The following is a 16,614-nucleotide window of genomic DNA, read 5'->3' as shown; positions in this document are numbered from 1 at the left end:
CTATTTCCATTTTCCTCTCCATTATTCCCGTCCACTAAGCCTTTTCAATTAAGCTGAGATTTGTCAAAAAAAGGAGCGATGAACGATGAAAGTGCCTGCTTATATCAATGAAATAAGCGCATGGGAAGACTCATTTACATTTTTTGTTCCCATCAAAGTCCGCTTTTCGGAAACAGATGCATTTGGCCATGTGAATAATACGTCTGCGTTTATTTATTTTGAACACGCAAGGCTTGAATTTTTTGAGTCTTGCGGCTTAATGGAAGATTGGGCTGCGATTAGCAATGATGCCATTGTCGTTACTGCTGATTTGCAATGTAACTATGTGGCCCAAATTCAATACGGGGATACGTTACAAGTAGGGGTAAAAGTGGATAAAATCGGGCGTTCTTCATTGGACATTCATTATGTAGCAAAAAGAAACACCGATATTTGTTTAACAGGGAGAGGCACAGTGGTGCAAGTTGACAAACAGACAGGCAAAGCACTCCCTTTCTCTGAGAAGGTGCTTGCTAAACTAGCATGTAAAAAAACTACATAGCAAAAAGCCTGCATAGCAGGCTTTTTTCAAATGGTCAATTCACCTAGACGTATAAGTTCGATAACGGCTTGAGAGCGCCCCTTTACTCCCAGCTTCTGCATTGTGTTCGAAATATGGTTGCGTACGGTCTTTTCACTAATAAAAAGGTGATTAGCAATTTCTTTTGTTGTTTGGTCTTGGACGAGTAGTTCGAATACTTCGCGTTCCCTTTTCGTAAGCAAAGGTTTTGGTCCGAAGTCTGCTCCCTTCAATATGTTCACTCCTTCATGCCGGGCTAAGAGTAGGTCAACGCTGACCTGAAAGGCTTTAGTCAAGACAGTATATGTTTGGTATGAAAAAGGTGTGAGCGTTCATTTGCGAATAGGACGTTTTCATTATTGTCGAATTTAGTCGTTTTTTTGATAGGGCCCTTGTTTTTTTGTTGAAAGGGATTACCCCCCATGCTATAATGACGATGTTTATAAAGCTCTTTTATAAGAGGGTTTTGCAGCTGAATAAAGTGCATTGCTTAGCAAAAAAGAAAAATAAATTGGCTAGAGCAGCTCATTGCAGGGTACGATACTTAGTAAGAATCAGTCGTGATTTGTGCAAAGGCGACCCGCTGTACAAGGGCTTTACCAATGAGTAAATACTAATAGAAAAGAGGAATTACTATGGCTGAAAAAACATTTAAAATTACTGCAGAAACGGGCATTCACGCGCGTCCAGCTACACAACTTGTTAATAAAGCTGGCCAATTCTCGTCTGATATCACTTTGGAATACAAAGGGAAATCAGTCAATCTTAAATCGATCATGGGTGTCATGTCTCTTGGTGTTGGACAAGGCGCAGAAGTAACAATCAAAGCGGAAGGTTCAGACGCAGATGAAGCGCTTTCAGCTATTGAAGAAGTGATTAAAGAGGGACTTGGCGAATAATGCTTCATTCTCTTAAAGGCATTGCTGCATCTGCGGGTGTAGCAATTGCCAAAGCCTTTGTGCACGAAGAGCCTGATTTTACAATCAAACAAAAAGAGGCTAAAAACCCCAGTGATGAGATCAAGCGTCTGGACGAAGCACTGGCTATTTCTCGTGAAGAATTGACGGCTATTAAGGAAAAGGCGCTTAATGAATTAGGCGAGGACAAGGCTGAAATTTTTTCAGCCCATTTGCTTGTGTTAAGCGATCCTGAGTTGGTCGACGCTGTGAAAGCAAAAGTAAATGAAGACTCCGTAACAGCGGAGTTTGCATTGAACGAAGTCGCCAATATGTTCATTACCATGTTTGAAAACATGGACAATGAATATATGAAAGAGCGAGCAGCGGATATACGTGATGTTTCTCGCCGTGTATTAGGTCACCTTATGGGAATTGAAGTCGTTTCCCTTGCCGCTATCGAAGAAGACACCATTATCATTGCCCATGATTTAACACCATCTGATACGGCACAATTAAATCCTGACGTTATCAAAGGTTTTGCGACAAACATTGGCGGTCGTACGTCTCACTCTGCCATCATGTCTAGATCTTTGGAAATTCCTGCTGTGGTCGGGACGAAAGAAGCTACTGCCAAAATTGAAAACGGTGCACTTGTGATTGTTGACGGCATTGATGGCCACGTCATTGTCAACCCTACCGAAGAAGAGTTAGCTGCTTATGAGCAAAAGCAAGCTGATTATGAAGCGCAAAAAGCGGAGTGGGCAAAACTTGTCAACAAAAAGACGACAACGCAAGACACGCACCACGTTGAGCTAGCGGCTAATATCGGAACGCCTAAAGATTTAGACGGCGTGATTAACAATGGCGCTGAAGGAATCGGCCTTTATCGGACAGAGTTCCTTTATATGGGACGGACAGAGCTTCCTAGTGAGGAAGAACAATACGAAGCTTACAAAGAAGTGGTGGAACGGATGGATGGAAAGCCAGTCGTCATCCGTACACTCGACATTGGCGGCGACAAAGAGCTTCCTTATTTGGATTTGCCACACGAACTAAACCCGTTTTTAGGGCATCGGGCCATTCGCCTTTGCCTTGAAAAACAGGACATGTTCCGGGCCCAGCTCCGCGCCTTGCTTCGCGCAAGTGCACATGGCAATTTAAAGATCATGTTTCCGATGATTGCGACGTTGGAAGAATTGCGTCAAGCTAAACAAATCTTGCACGAAGAAAAAGACAAGCTGCAAGCGAGCAATGTTGATGTCAGCGACGAGATGGAAGTTGGCATTATGGTGGAAATTCCATCGACTGCGGTGGCGGCTCCACAGTTTGCCAAAGAAGTTGACTTTTTCAGCATTGGTACGAATGACTTGATTCAATATACAATGGCTGCTGACCGTATGAATGAACGAGTTTCTTATTTATACCAGCCGTACCATCCAGCAGTTCTTCGTCTAATTGACATGGTCATTCAAGCTGCCCACGCAGAAGGGAAATGGGTCGGCATGTGCGGCGAAATGGCCGGTGATGAAATTGCGATTCCCCTTTTGCTCGGTCTTGGCTTAGACGAGTTTAGCATGAGCGCCACGTCGATTCTTCCTGCTAGAAGCCAGATTAGCAAATTGTCTAAAGCTGAACTGGAATCTTTTGCGCAAGAAGCATTGACAAAAGATACGGCCGATGGAGTCGAACAACTAGTTCGCAGCAAATACAGCCAATCATAAGGAAATAAGGGCAAGCGGCAATCGTTTGTCCTTATTCCCATGTGTTTAGTCGACAATCTAAGAAATCTAGTTGATAAGAGGCGTTGAGGTTAGTACAATAGTCTTAGAATGAATAGAAACCGATAGGATTGGATGGAGGTGCAACGATTGGAAAAACCTTATGACAACAATCGTCACCAATTCGAGGAGATTGAGCGCTCTCTCCGTAAAATTGCTGACTTAGTGAAACAAAAGGGCAGAGAAATTTTAGCGCATTTCCCGATAACGACTCCGCAATTTGTTGCACTGCAGTGGTTAAATGAATATGGTGATATGACCATAGGGGAACTTTCTAATCATATGCACCTGGCATGCAGCACAACTACGGACTTAGTAGATCGAATGGAGAAAAATGGATTGGTGATGCGGGTAAAAGACAAACAAGACCGGCGCGTCGTGCGAATTCATTTGTTGGATAGAGGTCAAACGATCATACGTGAAGTGATCGCTAAGCGGCAACATTATTTAGCGGAAATGCTTGAGCATTTTACAAGTGAACAAGTGAACGATCTAGAAGAAAATTTAAATTTCCTTTTGAAAACGATGAAGGAAAAGCGTGAAGTGCGTTCATAAAGGGAGAGAAAAGACGCGTGAACAGACCGATTGGCATTATTGATTCAGGCATAGGGGGATTGACTGTCGCCTCGGAAATTATGCGTCAATTGCCAAAAGAACCGATTGTATATATAGGCGATTCCGCCCGTTGCCCATATGGACCCCGCCCTGTCGAAGAAGTGCGGGCGTTTACGTGGCAAATGATCGGACGTCTCTTACATGAAGATGTCAAAATGATTGTGATTGCCTGCAATACAGCAACGGCGGTTGTGCTAGAAGAGGCAAGAGCCCAGTTAGACATTCCAGTTGTTGGCGTGATCCGTCCAGGGGCGATTAGCGCGATACAAGTGAGCGAAAATCGCCATGTTGCTGTCATTGGCACAATAGGCACAATTGCGAGCAACGCCTACACGATGGCACTCCATTCGATTGATGAAAACGTAACGGTTGAAAGCTTGGCATGTCCGTTATTTGTGCCCCTTGTTGAACAGGGGACGATTAAAGGACCTGAAGCCGAAGCGATAGTACGCGAATCGCTCGCTCCCCTTCAAGGCGCCGGTTTCGATACGCTCATTTTAGGCTGTACCCATTACCCATTGTTAAAGCCTGTCATTGAAGCGTGTTTGCCTGGCGTTACTGTCATTTCATCAGGCGAGGAGACAGCAAGGGAAGTAAGCAGTTTGCTGTTTTACCATTCAATGAACGAACAACATCAGGCAAAGGCGACACATCGTTTCTATACGACTGGAGAAGCGAATCAATTTAAGCAATTAGCGGCGAGTTGGCTAAACATTCACACAGACTCAGTCGCGTCGATTCATCTTGATGGGCCATTGCCAGTTCAAGCAACGATGAAAAGTAAGTGAAATTCAGGCAAACCCCTTTATGTTTCTGAGGCAGGGGTGTATGCTAGAGACAGGCAGTAGAATGATTGAGAAGAAGAGACGGCTTTTTTGCTGTTTTCTTAAAAGAGGAGACTTTTAAAGGAGTGTAAAACATGGCATTTGTCATTTTGAGCCCTTGCATCGGGGAGAAAGCTGGGGAATGTGTCGATGTATGCCCAGTTGACTGCATTGAAGAAGGAGAAGACCAATACTTTATTAATCCAGATATTTGCATTGATTGCGGCGCTTGCCAAGGCGTATGCCCAGTTGATGCCATTGTGGAAGAATATGAGATGGCCCCTGAAGACCAAAAGTTCTTGAAAAAAGCGGAAGAATTTTTTGGGATTGAGTAACAGTTGGAAAGGCGCTAACAACATTTATCAAAGTAGCCCACGATAGAAAGCTCATCTCCTTAACACGGGAGGGAGCTTTTGTTTTGGTCATTTCGCTTGCTTTTGTTAAAATAGCAAGGAACTGGACAAAAAGGCGAATTTTTGTATAATATAGGTTGGTAAAACATGAGACACAGATGTGGCTGACTAGGTAAGACACCTACACATTGTATCTTGCAAATATAAGGAGATAGGTGGAAGAGTATATGTCTAAAGATTACCGTGTACTACTGTATTATTATTACACTACGATTGAAGATCCAGAAGGGTTTGCTAAAGAGCATCTCGCTTTTTGCAAAAGCTTGCAGTTAAAAGGCCGAGTACTTGTAGCAAAAGAAGGCATTAATGGAACCGTATCAGGGCTGAAGGAACATACCGATGCCTATATGGAGGCGATGAAAGCCAACCCGTTGTTTGAAGGCATTGTATTTAAAGTGGACGAAGAAGAGCAGCACGTATTTAAGAAGATGCATGTACGCCCTCGCCCAGAACTGGTAACGCTTCGCTTGAATGAAGACGACGTCAATCCAAACGAACTGACAGGCAAGCATTTATCGCCAAAAGAATGGCGTGAAGCAATGCTGGCAGAGGACACGGTTGTCATTGACGCCCGCAATGATTATGAGTATGATGTCGGGCATTTTCGTGGAGCGATCCGCCCAGACATTAAGGCTTTTAGGGAGCTGCCTGATTGGATTCGACAAAACAAAGAGCAATTTGAAAATAAACGAATTCTTACTTACTGCACAGGAGGAATCCGCTGCGAAAAATTTTCAGGCTGGCTTAAAAAAGAAGGGTTTGAAGATGTAGCTCAATTAGATGGCGGCATTGTCACTTACGGAAAAGACCCAGAAGTAAAAGGGGAATTGTGGGATGGCAAATGCTATGTATTTGATGAGCGGCTAACAGTGCCGATTAACCACGTAGCGCCAACTGTAGTCGGTAAAGATTACTTTGACGGAAAACCGTGTGAGCGGTATGTCAATTGCGCGAATCCAGAATGCAACAAGCAAATTTTATGTTCAGAGGAAAATGAGCATAAATATTTGCGCGGCTGTACACCTGAATGCCGCGTCCACCCTCGCAATCTCTATGTAAAAGAGCATCAGCTTTCTCCTGAAGAACACCAAGCGCGGCTTGACGCTCTTGGAGAAAAGCTTCCTGCTCGATTATAAATCATTGACACGCCTCCTTTTTGGGAGGCGTGAAGTTGTCGACAAAGTCGACAAACAATCAGACTGATAGAAAACGCTTGTCAGACGAGGAGTGCAGCCGAGGGAAGATGCGAATAGAACAAGGGTTCATGAGCATATGACCGAGGCAAACGACGAAGTATGCGAGCGTTTGTCTATAGTCTGACGCCTCCTTTTTGGGAGGCGTTTTTTTATTCAAGGTATAAACAAGCTGGTCTAATCTGAGAGAAAGCTCGTATATATGGAAGTACAACCATTCTGGGGAGGGAAACGTATGCGTAAATTAGCTGGAGTTAGCGCGCCTTTTGTTGTTGTACTTGCACTTACTACTACGGGCTGTTCACTTGGAGCCAATGATGCTGTGGACACACTCGATGAACCGCCAGTCACATACACGGATGCGGAAGAGGATTTTGGAAACGAAGAAAATGAACCTGAAGAGGATGTAACGGAAGAACAAGCCGATGAAAGCGAAGCAGGGGAAGAAACAGGGGAGGAAACAGGCTCAACAGATGAAACAACACCGGATGAAGCTGCCGAATCATTAAATCAGCGAGAGCTCTATTTAATTGATAGCAATGGCCTAGTCGTCCCGCAAACGTTGACGCTTCCAAAAACAGACAGTGTGATGAAACAGGCGCTTGAGTATTTAGTAGAAGGGGGACCAATCAACGATATTCTTCCTAACGGCTTCCGGGCCGTCTTGCCAGCAGGAACGGAAGTCGATATCGACCACTTAAAAGAAGAAAAGTTGGCGATTGTCAATTTTTCAAGCGAGTTTAATGACTACAACCTTGCAGATGAAAAGCAAATTTTTGAGGCTGTCACCTGGACATTGACGCAATTTCCTGACGTTGAAGAAGTGAAAGTCGAAGTAAACGGTTATGAGCTCGATAAAATGCCACAAAGTGAGAAACCGCTTGTCGGAAACCTAAGTCGCGCAGACGGCATAAATGTCGACACAAGCGAAGTAGTCGACTTTACCAACAGCACGGACATTACCCTATATTTCCTTGGGGCAAATGACGAGGACACATACTATGTACCGGTAACGAAAAGGGTTGAAAATGTCGACAATGAGCTAGAGGCGGCAATCAATGAATTGATTGACGGGCCATCGCTCATGACAAATTTGCTAACGGAAATGTCAGGCGATGTGGAACTTCTTAATGAGCCTAAACTGCAAAATGGCGAAGTCGTCTTAGACTTTAACGAAGCCATTCAATCGGCCAACGAAGGCAGCGCGATTCCGACTAGTGTATTGGAAAGCTTAGCGCTCACATTAACAGAGCAAGGCGGCATCGAAAAAGTGTCAATCAAAGTGAACGGAGAGGCAGGCGTAAATGAGGCGGGCATTGAAGTGGAAGAAGTCACTCGCCCTGAGCTCGTGAATGCTAAGCCGCTATAGGGAAGCAGACAAGGCGCTTGCATATGCAGGCGCCTGTTTAGGTATGTTATACTAGAGCCGATACAATTTGGAGGGCTTTCCATTGCTAAGGAGGAAAACAAATGCGCCAAGACGGCCGAAAACAAAATCAACTAAGAGAGGTTGAGATCATTCCTCATTTTACAAAGCATGCCGAAGGGTCTGTACTGATTTCTGTTGGCGATACAAAAGTGATATGCACAGCAAGCATTGAAAACCGCGTCCCCCCGTTTTTACGTGGGCAAAATAAAGGGTGGCTAGCGGCGGAATATTCGATGCTGCCACGAGCGACAGGCCAGCGAACGATTCGCGAAGCCGCAAAAGGCAAATTGAGCGGGCGTACAATGGAAATCCAACGCCTGATCGGCCGGGCTCTCCGGGCAGTTGTCGATTTAGAAAAGCTCGGTGAAAAGACGATTTGGATCGACTGCGACGTTATCCAAGCAGATGGCGGTACTCGAACCGCATCGATTACAGGTGCCTATGTGGCGCTTGTGCTCGCAGTTCAAAAAGCGTTCGCTGAAAAAACAATTAGCGCTTGGCCGATTACTGATTTTCTAGCAGCTATATCTGTCGGCATTTTGCCTGAAGAAGGGGCGGTGTGTGATCTGTGTTACAGCGAGGATTCGCAGGCAAAGGTCGATATGAATATCGTCCAAACAGGTTCAGGCGATTTTGTTGAAGTGCAGGGCAGTGGAGAAGAAGCTGTTTATACACGCAGTGAATTGAATGAGCTCCTTGACCTCGCTGCAGAGGGCATTGACCAATTGATTCACATCCAACGCCCGTTTCTTGGAGAGGCAGCTAGTTGGATTGAAGAAAAAAAGGGGACATGAACATTGAACGAATTGGTTGTAGCAACAAAAAACAAAGGCAAACTTGCCGACTTTCAAACATTGTTTACGGATCGTTACATAGTCAAATCACTTTATGATTACCCTGAAGTCCCTGAGATTATTGAAGACGGCGACACATTCCATGAGAATGCCGCCAAAAAAGCAGAAACGCTGGCTGCCTATTTGCAAAAACCGGTCATTGCCGATGATTCAGGACTGCTGATCGATGCCCTTGGCGGCAAACCAGGAGTATACTCTGCTCGCTATGCTGGTGAACCGAAGAACGACCAAGCCAATATTGACAAAGTTCTTTCGGAGCTTGATGGTGTTCCGACACAGAAGCGTACCGCCCGCTTCTTTTGTGTCATTGCATTGGCTGAACCAGGAAAAGAAACGATTTTTGCCGAAGGAGCTTGCGAAGGCCGCATTACCGAAAAGCCAACGGGCTCGAATGGTTTTGGCTACGATCCGATCTTTTTTGTACCTAGCCACGGACAAACAATGGCAGAGCTATCAGCCGAAACAAAAAACCAGCTCAGCCACCGCGCCCGTGCCCTCACAGCCTTAAAAGAAACAATCGAGGGAGTGTGGCCGAAATGAATATTCTTGTCATCAGCGACAGCCATGGCTGGACCGATCAGCTAAAGGCGATTATAGCCCGCCACGAACATGAGGTGGACCAAGTCATCCACGTCGGCGATTCAGAACTGCCTGAACACGCGCCAGAACTGGCTGGGGTTAATGTGGTTGCGGGCAATTGCGATGTGTTCTCTTCTTTTCCAAATGAGCTAGAATGCCAATGGGAAGGAACAACCGCTTATATCGCCCACGGCCATCACCATGGCGTTAAACAGACGCTTGCGAAACTAATCGACCGTGCAAAAGAAAAAGGCGCACGCATCGCCATCTACGGCCATAGCCATATTGCCCGGGCAGAAGAGCAGGATGGTGTCATCCTCATTAATCCTGGCAGTGTTCGCCTACCAAAACAGTACCCTGAAGGCACATATTGCTGCCTAACAATCGGAAACGAACATGTCGACATCAACTATTGGACAACCGCTGGCAAAAAAGCAACAGACTTGGACAAGCACTTCACGCTCTAAAGGGTTGCTTTTGCAAATAATGGTTGACAATCTTTTCAATGTCCTGTATAGTTATAAGCGTCGCTGCTGTAAGCGGCGCTTTGCATCTACATAATAAGGTCACCGACAATAGGCATCGAGTTGCCTCGACGCATGAACATCGCTGAATAAGCGAGCAGAGGAAGAGGCATGTTGTTCGGTGCTCGAAAAATGAGGAAAGTAATATTAAAAATGCGGGTGTAGTTTAGTGGTAAAACCTCAGCCACGAGCAACACATCCGTGAAAAGAGATCGAGTTGCCTCGACGCATAAGCCTCATCGAATAAGCAGCTAGAGGAAGAGGCATGGTATAGGGTGCTCGAAATAGAGAAAATAGCTTAATGAAAATGCGGGTGTAGTTTAGTGGTAAAACCTCAGCCACGAGCAACACATCCATGAAAAAGCCCCGAGTTGCCTCGACGCATTGGCTTCGTCGATTAAGCCAGCAGAGGAAGAGGCATAAAGTACGGTGCTCGAAATAAAGAAAATAGCTTAATTTAATATGCGGGTGTAGTTTAGTGGTAAAACCTCAGCCTTCCAAGCTGATGATGAGGGTTCGATTCCCTTCACCCGCTCCAATCATGTCCCAGTAGCTCAGCAGGATAGAGCAACGGCCTTCTAAGCCGTCGGTCGGGAGTTCGAATCTCTCCTGGGACGCCATTCTATAACATAGAAAACCTAATAAATTCAGGTCTGAGAAAAGCGAAAAGGTGTCTAACTAAAGGAAATACTTTTTCAAAAAATATCGTTACATAAATGAAACTTCCAATTGTATGGTTTGGAAGTTTTTAATTTTGTGAAAGATGAAATTTTTGGTTTTTCGATTAAATAGGATAGCAGACATTAGACAAAACACAGGTCCCCTGGCAATCGGGTAGGTGCCAGGGGCAACCTCCTTCCCCCCTCATCGCCTTTCCTTCTCTGTTTTCGGATCAATAACAACGAAAGGACGCATCATATCATAGTCTTCATGCTCGAGAATGTGGCAGTGCCATACATAGTACCCGGAAAACGGGGCAAATCGGGCAATGACGCGAGTGATTTGCCCTGCAGGGGCAGTGATTGTGTCTTTCCAGCCTCGCTCATTGATTTTAGGCGGAATAGTCGGCCCCACTAATTCGATTTGGCCATTTTCATTGTACAGCTCAACGTTAAACGCCCGGTGGTCCAAGAGTTGAAATTGGACTAGGTGGATATGCATGGGATGGGGGACGTTGGTGACATTGACGAATGACCATATTTCCGTCGTTCCTAAACACGGTTTTTCCTCAACAGGGTCACTCCACAGTTTGTTATTGAGCAAAAGGAGAGGCCTGCCGTACTCGTCCGTCGTCCCAGAAATTTTTAAGTTTCGTATCCGTTTGACGTCGTTTTGCTGAAGCGACGGGATATAAGATAGGTTTTGAGGAATGATGCTTGTGTCTTCTCCGGATAAGGGAAGAACGACCTGAAACTGCATCACATCCGCTGTGGCGTCAGTGCTTGCATTGTTTTTCAGTGTGATCGTTTGGCCTTCGAATTTACTGAAATCAATGATGACTTCAATCCGTTCGGCTGGACGGATATCGAATGCCTGCAAAGAAACAGTCCTTCTTAACAAACCGCCGTCTGAAGCGATTTGATAAAAGGGTGCTTCTGAATCAAGGGCTAGCTGGTAGGAACGTGAATTGGATCCGTTTAAAATGCGAAATCGGTACTTCCGTGGTTCAACTTGCAAGTAAGGCCAAACTTTTCCGTTTACTAAAATCGTATCGCCGACAAAAAACGGCAAGACCGACGGATTCGGTAAGTTTGGCGCGGGATTGGCTGGCTGGGCTGGGTAGAAGAGAGAGCCGTCGTCGTTAAAAGATCGGTCTTGAATCAGCAATGGAATGTCAAATTCTCCCTTTGGCAAGTTTAACTGTTCTTCTCGTGGGTCACGAATAATGTATAGACCACTCAACCCTGCATATACATTAAGGCGTGTAATTCCCATCGCATGGTCATGGTACCAGAGGGTGGCAGCCCTTTGGTCGTTTGGGTACTCATAAGTTTCTTGTTCAAAAAAAGATCCCACTTCTGCAAAATCCTTTGTAAACCAAGCTTCAGGGTAGCCATCGCTTGCTGGTGTCGTTTCGCTCCCATGCAAATGGACGACGGTGCGGACTTCTGGTTCATGGGCAACGTGGTGTATCGATCGGTCAATCGGAAGGAAGTGGGTATCAGGGAGGTTGTTCATCCATTTGATCCGAGCTGGTTTTCCCCGCATCACTTCAATCGTGGGGCCAGGGAATTGGCCATCATACCCCCATAAGCGAGTCGGGTTTAAATCCCGATGCAGTTTTTGTGAAAACTCCTTCATCTCAATTTCGTAATAGTCTCCATCCTTGCTTGTTTTTTTAGGGATTGCTGTTTTCATAATAGGCATAGGGTCGACAAATTTTTCTAATTCCATAAAAATCCGCTCCTGTCATGTAGGTAGTGGTATATGGAATGTTCCGTTTGACGGTTTTGCTTGGGCGCTTTCACTAAATAGGTAAAGCGTTTTTTCTTAAAACCGCAAAATCCGAAGAACGGATTCGGGCAATTAGGCCTTGTATTTCCTGCGCAATGTCCACAACTGATAAAGCATTAACAATGTAGCCCATCCAGTGAAATAGCTCAAAATCGTCCAGCCGACTTTTAAGTAAGGTGCTGACAAAGCAACCACTTTGGAGCTAGTGAAAAAATCCCTGAAATAGAACGCTGCAAAAACGATTAAAGCTAACAAAATGAGAAGAACAAACCACCATTCGAACAGTTTGCTCCGTGTTTGTCCTTTCTCAGCGTTGTATTGATTATGCCAGCCGTCTTTTTTGTTTTTGGAAAGCTTGTCTAGCCAAATATGAATAAAAATCGATAATTTCACCCATAAATAGATTTCAGCACTTATGACCGTGCCAGAAAGCATGACATCGATTGGCCTTCTCATTGGCGTTTTTACGGCCAAAATCAAATTAAGGAGAGAGGCGACTGCTATAGGAATGACCCAAATCCAATTCCAGGAGAACTGAGCAGTAATAAGGGAAGTAGCGAGCAAAACGACCAACAAGATCCGAATCGTTAAATCGAGCAATGACCTAAACTGCGCCCTCCAAATCCGCCATCGATGCTTTGTTTTTATGTCCAATTCGCTGTTCGTAAGCAAATCGATTGTGCCGGAATCCCATTTGTATCGTTGCTGGCGGAACGTGTGGTATGTCTTCATCGAGTCAACAAAGCAGCGAGCGTTTGGGCTGATCAGCGTTTTCCATTTCGCTTTTTGCAGCTGCCAAGTTAGTAGCATATCTTCGACGTCACTATCATCTTGCCACGGTCCGTCTAGATTGTTTCGGTTCACAATATCATGGAGTGCCTCTGGCCGAAAGAGCGTCGCTTGCCCACCTAATACGTAAGTGCTGCCCCCGTTATATTGCAATGTTAAAAGCCAACTGGCCATATCTTGTTTTTGTTGGTGCGTCCACCATCTAGTAAAGGGGTTCCCATACTGGCCGCTAGCGATTTTTTCTTCATAGTATGGATCGTCCAAAGAAAGTTCTTTTAGCTTTTTAGGCATTCTCATCGTGTACTTGGCCATTACCCCGCCAATATTTCGGGCACTCATTAAGCCTTCCCACAGGTGCAAAAGCGCTCCAGGTGCCATTCTGCTATCTGCATCCATTCCTAAAATAGCCTTTACCGATTTATTGTAAAGTTGTTGGTACGGACTTAAGTTGGATGCGTGAATGTCTAATAAATCGCCATACAAGCTTTTCCAAGCAGTGTTCAATGCTCCGACTTTTCGCTTTTTGTTGTTTCTCGTTTTTAGCACGATCAATTGCAAATTGAGGTCTTGCCCGCAATGTAAGGCCACTTCTGCCGTACGATCTGTGCAGTTATCGGCAATGACGATCACATCAAGGTCAACTCCTGCCGGTAATTGCTGGTCTGCTAACCCTTCTAAACAATCGCGAATCGACTGTTCTTCATTATGTGCTGGAATGAAGGCAACCACTCTTGGTTTCATAAACGCATTTTTTGTAATTGGAAGCAAATGTTCTGTGTTCAATTCTCTACCCCCATTTTCCGTGTATGCTTGTTTGATGTTTATGATCGATACGTAGTAAAAAATAACTATGCTTAAAAATAGATTGCTTCTCCTGCTGCGATAATCAATCTTTTCGCTCTATTAAAAAGGTAATTCATTTCTTGATAGAAAACAGATGGAATTTTTTTAGTCGAATAGATGGGAGTAGAGGCATTCGTCATGATTAGGGGAAAAGAGGAACAGGAAAAGGGCAATGGATGAAGTGAAAAGATGAAAATGACAACGAAAAAAACGCCTTATGTAAGTGAGGCGTTTTTTGGCGGGTGAACAAGCGTGTCCACTTCATATAAGAGTCGATCGATATTTCCATCAATTTGGTTATCGTCATAAAAAATGAGCGTCCAGCCTTTTCTTTCAAGGTACCTAGCGATTTTCCGCTCTTGTGTGAGAGTGGTGTCGCGCATCAGCGCTATGCGATAAGGAACGAGGGCAACATCAATCGACAGATGGTCAATTGCGTATTCTGGAGAAGCATAATAGCCTCTCTGCTGCAAAGCTCTACAAAGTTGGCGTTCCGGCTCATTTGGGCATTGCTCCCAATGGTTCGTAACAAGCACAAGGGATGGCCTATGCCGATCTGTTAAAAATTTGGCCAGGAATGGCAGTTTGACAAGCGTGTTCTTTACCCGCTTATAAAAGAAATTCATGTAAACACCCCCTTTTTTTACTATCCCCGGTTTTCCGATTTTTATAGCCTTTTTCAGTAAAAAAATAAAAAAACAAAAAACGCGGCCTGTTCACATTGGAAGCGCATTCAACGAAATTTTCGATCTTTTTATGATAAAAAACGGTTGACCGCAAAACAGAAGAAGCGTATAGTAAATTGCAATAATAGTTTAATAAAAACAGATGTCTTTCTCGAAAGGAACTCCTTTTGGGAAACGAGAGAAAACGGGAATTTATTAAAGTAGAGAGACTGAGTGAACTGGGGAGCGATTCGATGAGAAGCAACATGATTAAAAAAGGGATCGATCGAGCGCCTCACCGAAGCCTTTTGCGGGCTGCCGGCGTAAAAGAAGAGGATATGGATAAGCCGTTTATCGGCGTCTGCAACTCCTATATTGACATCATCCCAGGGCATATGCATTTGAATAAATTTGCAGAAGTGGCGAAAGAAGCCATTATTGAAGCCGGAGGCATTCCTTTCGAATTTAATACAATCGGCGTAGATGATGGGATTGCGATGGGGCACATCGGCATGCGCTATTCGCTGCCAAGCAGGGAAATTATTTGTGATGCTGCCGAAACAGTCATCAATGCCCACTGGTTTGACGGCGTCTTCTATATACCGAATTGCGACAAAATTACGCCAGGAATGCTGATGGCGGCTGTACGCACAAACGTGCCTGCGGTCTTTGTCTCTGGTGGTCCGATGGAAGCAGGCCGTACTAAAGAGGGAAAAAGCCTTTCACTTGTATCCGTATTTGAAGGAGTAGGCGCATTTTCGTCAGGAAAAATGACAAGGGAAGAGCTGCTTGAAATTGAACAGTTAGCTTGCCCAACTTGCGGATCTTGTTCTGGAATGTTTACAGCCAATTCAATGAATTCGCTTATGGAAATGCTCGGTCTGGCTCTTCCAGGAAACGGAACGCTTGTCGCTACATCTACGGAACGTCATAACTTGATTAAAGATGCAGCGAAGCATTTAATCAATTTGATTGAAAAAGATATTCGCCCACGCGACATCGTTACCGAAGAAACAATTGACGATGCCTTTGCCCTTGATATGGCAATGGGGGGATCTACCAATACAGTGCTCCATACATTGGCCATTGCCAATGAAGCCGAAATCGACTACGATTTGACACGTATCAACGAAGTGGCTGAGCGAGTGCCTTACCTTTGCAAAATTAGCCCTGCCTCTGATTACTCGATGGACGACGTCCATAAGGCGGGCGGTGTAGCTGCGATCATGAAAGAGCTGATTGAAATGGGAGCGGTCAAAGGCGACCGGATCACCATTACAGGAAAATCACTCTATGAAAATGTCGCTCATGCTCAAATAACAAATACCGATGTCATTCGCACGAAAGAGACTGCGTATAGTCCAGTCGGCGGTCTATCAATCCTTTATGGAAATTTGGCCCCGGACGGCGCTGTCATCAAAGTAGGTGCAGTGGACCCTTCGATTAAAACATTTACTGGGGAAGCGATCGTGTTTAATTCCCAAGAAGAAGCGCAAGAGCAAATTAATAACGGCGCTGTGAAAGAAGGGCAAGTTGTTGTTATCCGTTATGAAGGCCCTAAAGGCGGTCCTGGAATGCCAGAAATGCTGGCACCGACTTCAGCCATTCAAGGCAGAGGGCTTGGCACCAAAGTTGCACTCATTACGGACGGCCGTTTTTCCGGCGCTTCACGAGGAATTTCAATCGGGCATATATCGCCGGAAGCAGCAGAAGGCGGGCCAATCGCCTTCGTGGAAAATGGCGACATGATCAAAATCGATTTAATCGAACGCACAATTGAGTGGGAAATAAGCGAAGAAGAGTTAGCAAAACGCCGTGAAGGATGGACAGAGCCGGAACCAAAAGTCAAAAAAGGCTATTTGGCCCGTTACTCAAAACTTGTTACTTCAGCCAATACAGGCGGCGTTATGAAAATCTAATAACGATAACACAATGAAGAGGAAAGTAATTTTTGCTTTATCTACAGAGAGCCGTTGGTTGCTGGAAAACGGTGTTAAAGCTTAAATGAAACTCACCTCTGAGTGCGTCTCTGAACATTGTAGTAAGAGCGCCGGATGCTGTGAACGCATTCGTTATAAAAACTGCAAGCCGGATTTCGGCTTGCTAGAGGCTAACCATTGTTAGCGAAAAAGGGTGGTACCGCGTGAAGACTTTCTCGCCCCTTGCTGGATCCCAGCATGGGCGCGCAGAAAGTCT

Annotated in this window: 16 protein-coding genes, 2 tRNA genes and 1 other annotated feature; of the genes, 14 read left to right on the top strand and 4 right to left on the bottom strand. The window is 45.0% G+C overall.

The window, feature by feature from the left end:
- The first annotated feature begins 85 nt into the window (after positions 1 to 85).
- Complete coding sequence (locus V5G21_RS02115) at positions 86 to 541, top strand: acyl-CoA thioesterase (RefSeq protein ID WP_063609821.1); 456 nt, start codon at positions 86 to 88, stop codon at positions 539 to 541.
- A gap of 26 nt (positions 542 to 567) precedes the next feature.
- On the opposite strand, the gene V5G21_RS02110 is transcribed toward V5G21_RS02115, so the two are convergent.
- Positions 568 to 792, bottom strand: a complete 225-nt coding sequence (locus V5G21_RS02110) for a helix-turn-helix domain-containing protein (RefSeq protein WP_011247503.1) — start codon at positions 790 to 792, stop codon at positions 568 to 570.
- Positions 793 to 1,194: 402 nt separating this feature from the next.
- Between V5G21_RS02110 and V5G21_RS02105 the strand changes: the two genes are divergently transcribed.
- The 12 genes from V5G21_RS02105 to V5G21_RS02050 all read left to right on the top strand — a co-directional run bounded on the left by V5G21_RS02105 (position 1,195) and on the right by V5G21_RS02050 (position 10,287).
- Positions 1,195 to 1,458, top strand: a complete 264-nt coding sequence (locus V5G21_RS02105; RefSeq protein WP_011247502.1) for a phosphocarrier protein HPr — start codon at positions 1,195 to 1,197, stop codon at positions 1,456 to 1,458.
- Positions 1,458 to 3,179 carry a phosphoenolpyruvate--protein phosphotransferase gene (gene ptsP, locus V5G21_RS02100; protein WP_011247501.1) on the top strand — a complete coding sequence of 574 codons (1,722 nt, stop codon included), beginning with the start codon at positions 1,458 to 1,460 and terminating at the stop codon, positions 3,177 to 3,179. The genes V5G21_RS02105 and ptsP overlap by 1 nt, the downstream gene beginning before the upstream one ends.
- A gap of 132 nt (positions 3,180 to 3,311) precedes the next feature.
- A complete protein-coding gene (locus V5G21_RS02095) occupies positions 3,312 to 3,791 on the top strand; it encodes a MarR family winged helix-turn-helix transcriptional regulator (RefSeq protein WP_050748983.1) in 480 nt (159 codons plus the stop codon).
- Positions 3,792 to 3,808: 17 nt separating this feature from the next.
- Complete coding sequence (gene racE / locus V5G21_RS02090) at positions 3,809 to 4,639, top strand: glutamate racemase (protein WP_063608475.1); 831 nt, start codon at positions 3,809 to 3,811, stop codon at positions 4,637 to 4,639.
- Positions 4,640 to 4,770: 131 nt separating this feature from the next.
- A complete protein-coding gene (locus tag V5G21_RS02085) occupies positions 4,771 to 5,010 on the top strand; it encodes a DUF362 domain-containing protein (protein ID WP_011247498.1) in 240 nt (79 codons plus the stop codon).
- Between the two features lie 245 nt (positions 5,011 to 5,255).
- Positions 5,256 to 6,224, top strand: a complete 969-nt coding sequence (locus V5G21_RS02080) for a rhodanese-related sulfurtransferase (RefSeq protein WP_011247497.1) — start codon at positions 5,256 to 5,258, stop codon at positions 6,222 to 6,224.
- A 292-nt stretch (positions 6,225 to 6,516) separates the two neighbouring features.
- A complete protein-coding gene (locus V5G21_RS02075) occupies positions 6,517 to 7,650 on the top strand; it encodes a GerMN domain-containing protein (RefSeq protein WP_063608474.1) in 1,134 nt (377 codons plus the stop codon).
- A gap of 101 nt (positions 7,651 to 7,751) precedes the next feature.
- Positions 7,752 to 8,504: a ribonuclease PH gene (gene rph, locus V5G21_RS02070; protein WP_011247495.1), complete on the top strand. Its 753-nt coding sequence runs from the start codon at positions 7,752 to 7,754 to the stop codon at positions 8,502 to 8,504.
- A 3-nt stretch (positions 8,505 to 8,507) separates the two neighbouring features.
- On the top strand, positions 8,508 to 9,104 hold the full coding sequence (locus tag V5G21_RS02065; protein WP_063608473.1) for an XTP/dITP diphosphatase: 597 nt from the start codon (positions 8,508 to 8,510) through the stop codon (positions 9,102 to 9,104).
- Positions 9,101 to 9,610 (top strand): metallophosphoesterase family protein, encoded by a 510-nt coding sequence (locus tag V5G21_RS02060; RefSeq protein WP_063608472.1) that lies wholly within the window; start codon positions 9,101 to 9,103, stop codon positions 9,608 to 9,610. Before V5G21_RS02065 ends, V5G21_RS02060 begins: the two co-directional genes overlap by 4 nt.
- Positions 9,611 to 10,131: 521 nt before the next feature.
- Positions 10,132 to 10,205 (top strand) — tRNA-Gly (locus V5G21_RS02055).
- 5 nt (positions 10,206 to 10,210) lie between these two features.
- Positions 10,211 to 10,287 (top strand) — tRNA-Arg (locus V5G21_RS02050).
- Between the two features lie 244 nt (positions 10,288 to 10,531).
- On the opposite strand, the gene V5G21_RS02045 is transcribed toward V5G21_RS02050, so the two are convergent.
- From V5G21_RS02045 to V5G21_RS02035, 3 genes are all read right to left on the bottom strand, one after another.
- Entirely contained in the window at positions 10,532 to 12,061 is a 1,530-nt protein-coding gene (locus tag V5G21_RS02045; protein WP_063608471.1) for a multicopper oxidase family protein, read from the bottom strand.
- A 132-nt stretch (positions 12,062 to 12,193) separates the two neighbouring features.
- Positions 12,194 to 13,651: a glycosyltransferase family 2 protein gene (locus V5G21_RS02040; protein WP_142237549.1), complete on the bottom strand. Its 1,458-nt coding sequence runs from the start codon at positions 13,649 to 13,651 to the stop codon at positions 12,194 to 12,196.
- Between the two features lie 317 nt (positions 13,652 to 13,968).
- A complete protein-coding gene (locus V5G21_RS02035) occupies positions 13,969 to 14,379 on the bottom strand; it encodes a hypothetical protein (RefSeq protein WP_011247490.1) in 411 nt (136 codons plus the stop codon).
- Positions 14,380 to 14,672: 293 nt separating this feature from the next.
- Between V5G21_RS02035 and ilvD the strand changes: the two genes are divergently transcribed.
- The gene (gene ilvD, locus V5G21_RS02030) at positions 14,673 to 16,337 is read left to right on the top strand and encodes a dihydroxy-acid dehydratase (RefSeq protein ID WP_011247489.1); all 1,665 of its coding nucleotides are present in this window, start codon (positions 14,673 to 14,675) and stop codon (positions 16,335 to 16,337) included.
- 4 nt (positions 16,338 to 16,341) lie between these two features.
- Positions 16,342 to 16,584: a binding site (T-box leader), on the top strand.
- Positions 16,585 to 16,614: the final 30 nt, after the last annotated feature.

Source organism: Shouchella rhizosphaerae (genome assembly GCF_036700015.1).
GTDB lineage: Bacteria > Bacillota > Bacilli > Bacillales > Bacillaceae_D > Shouchella > Shouchella rhizosphaerae.
The sequence above is the reverse complement of the archived record's forward strand: the minus strand, read 5'-3'. Positions and strand labels throughout refer to the sequence as shown.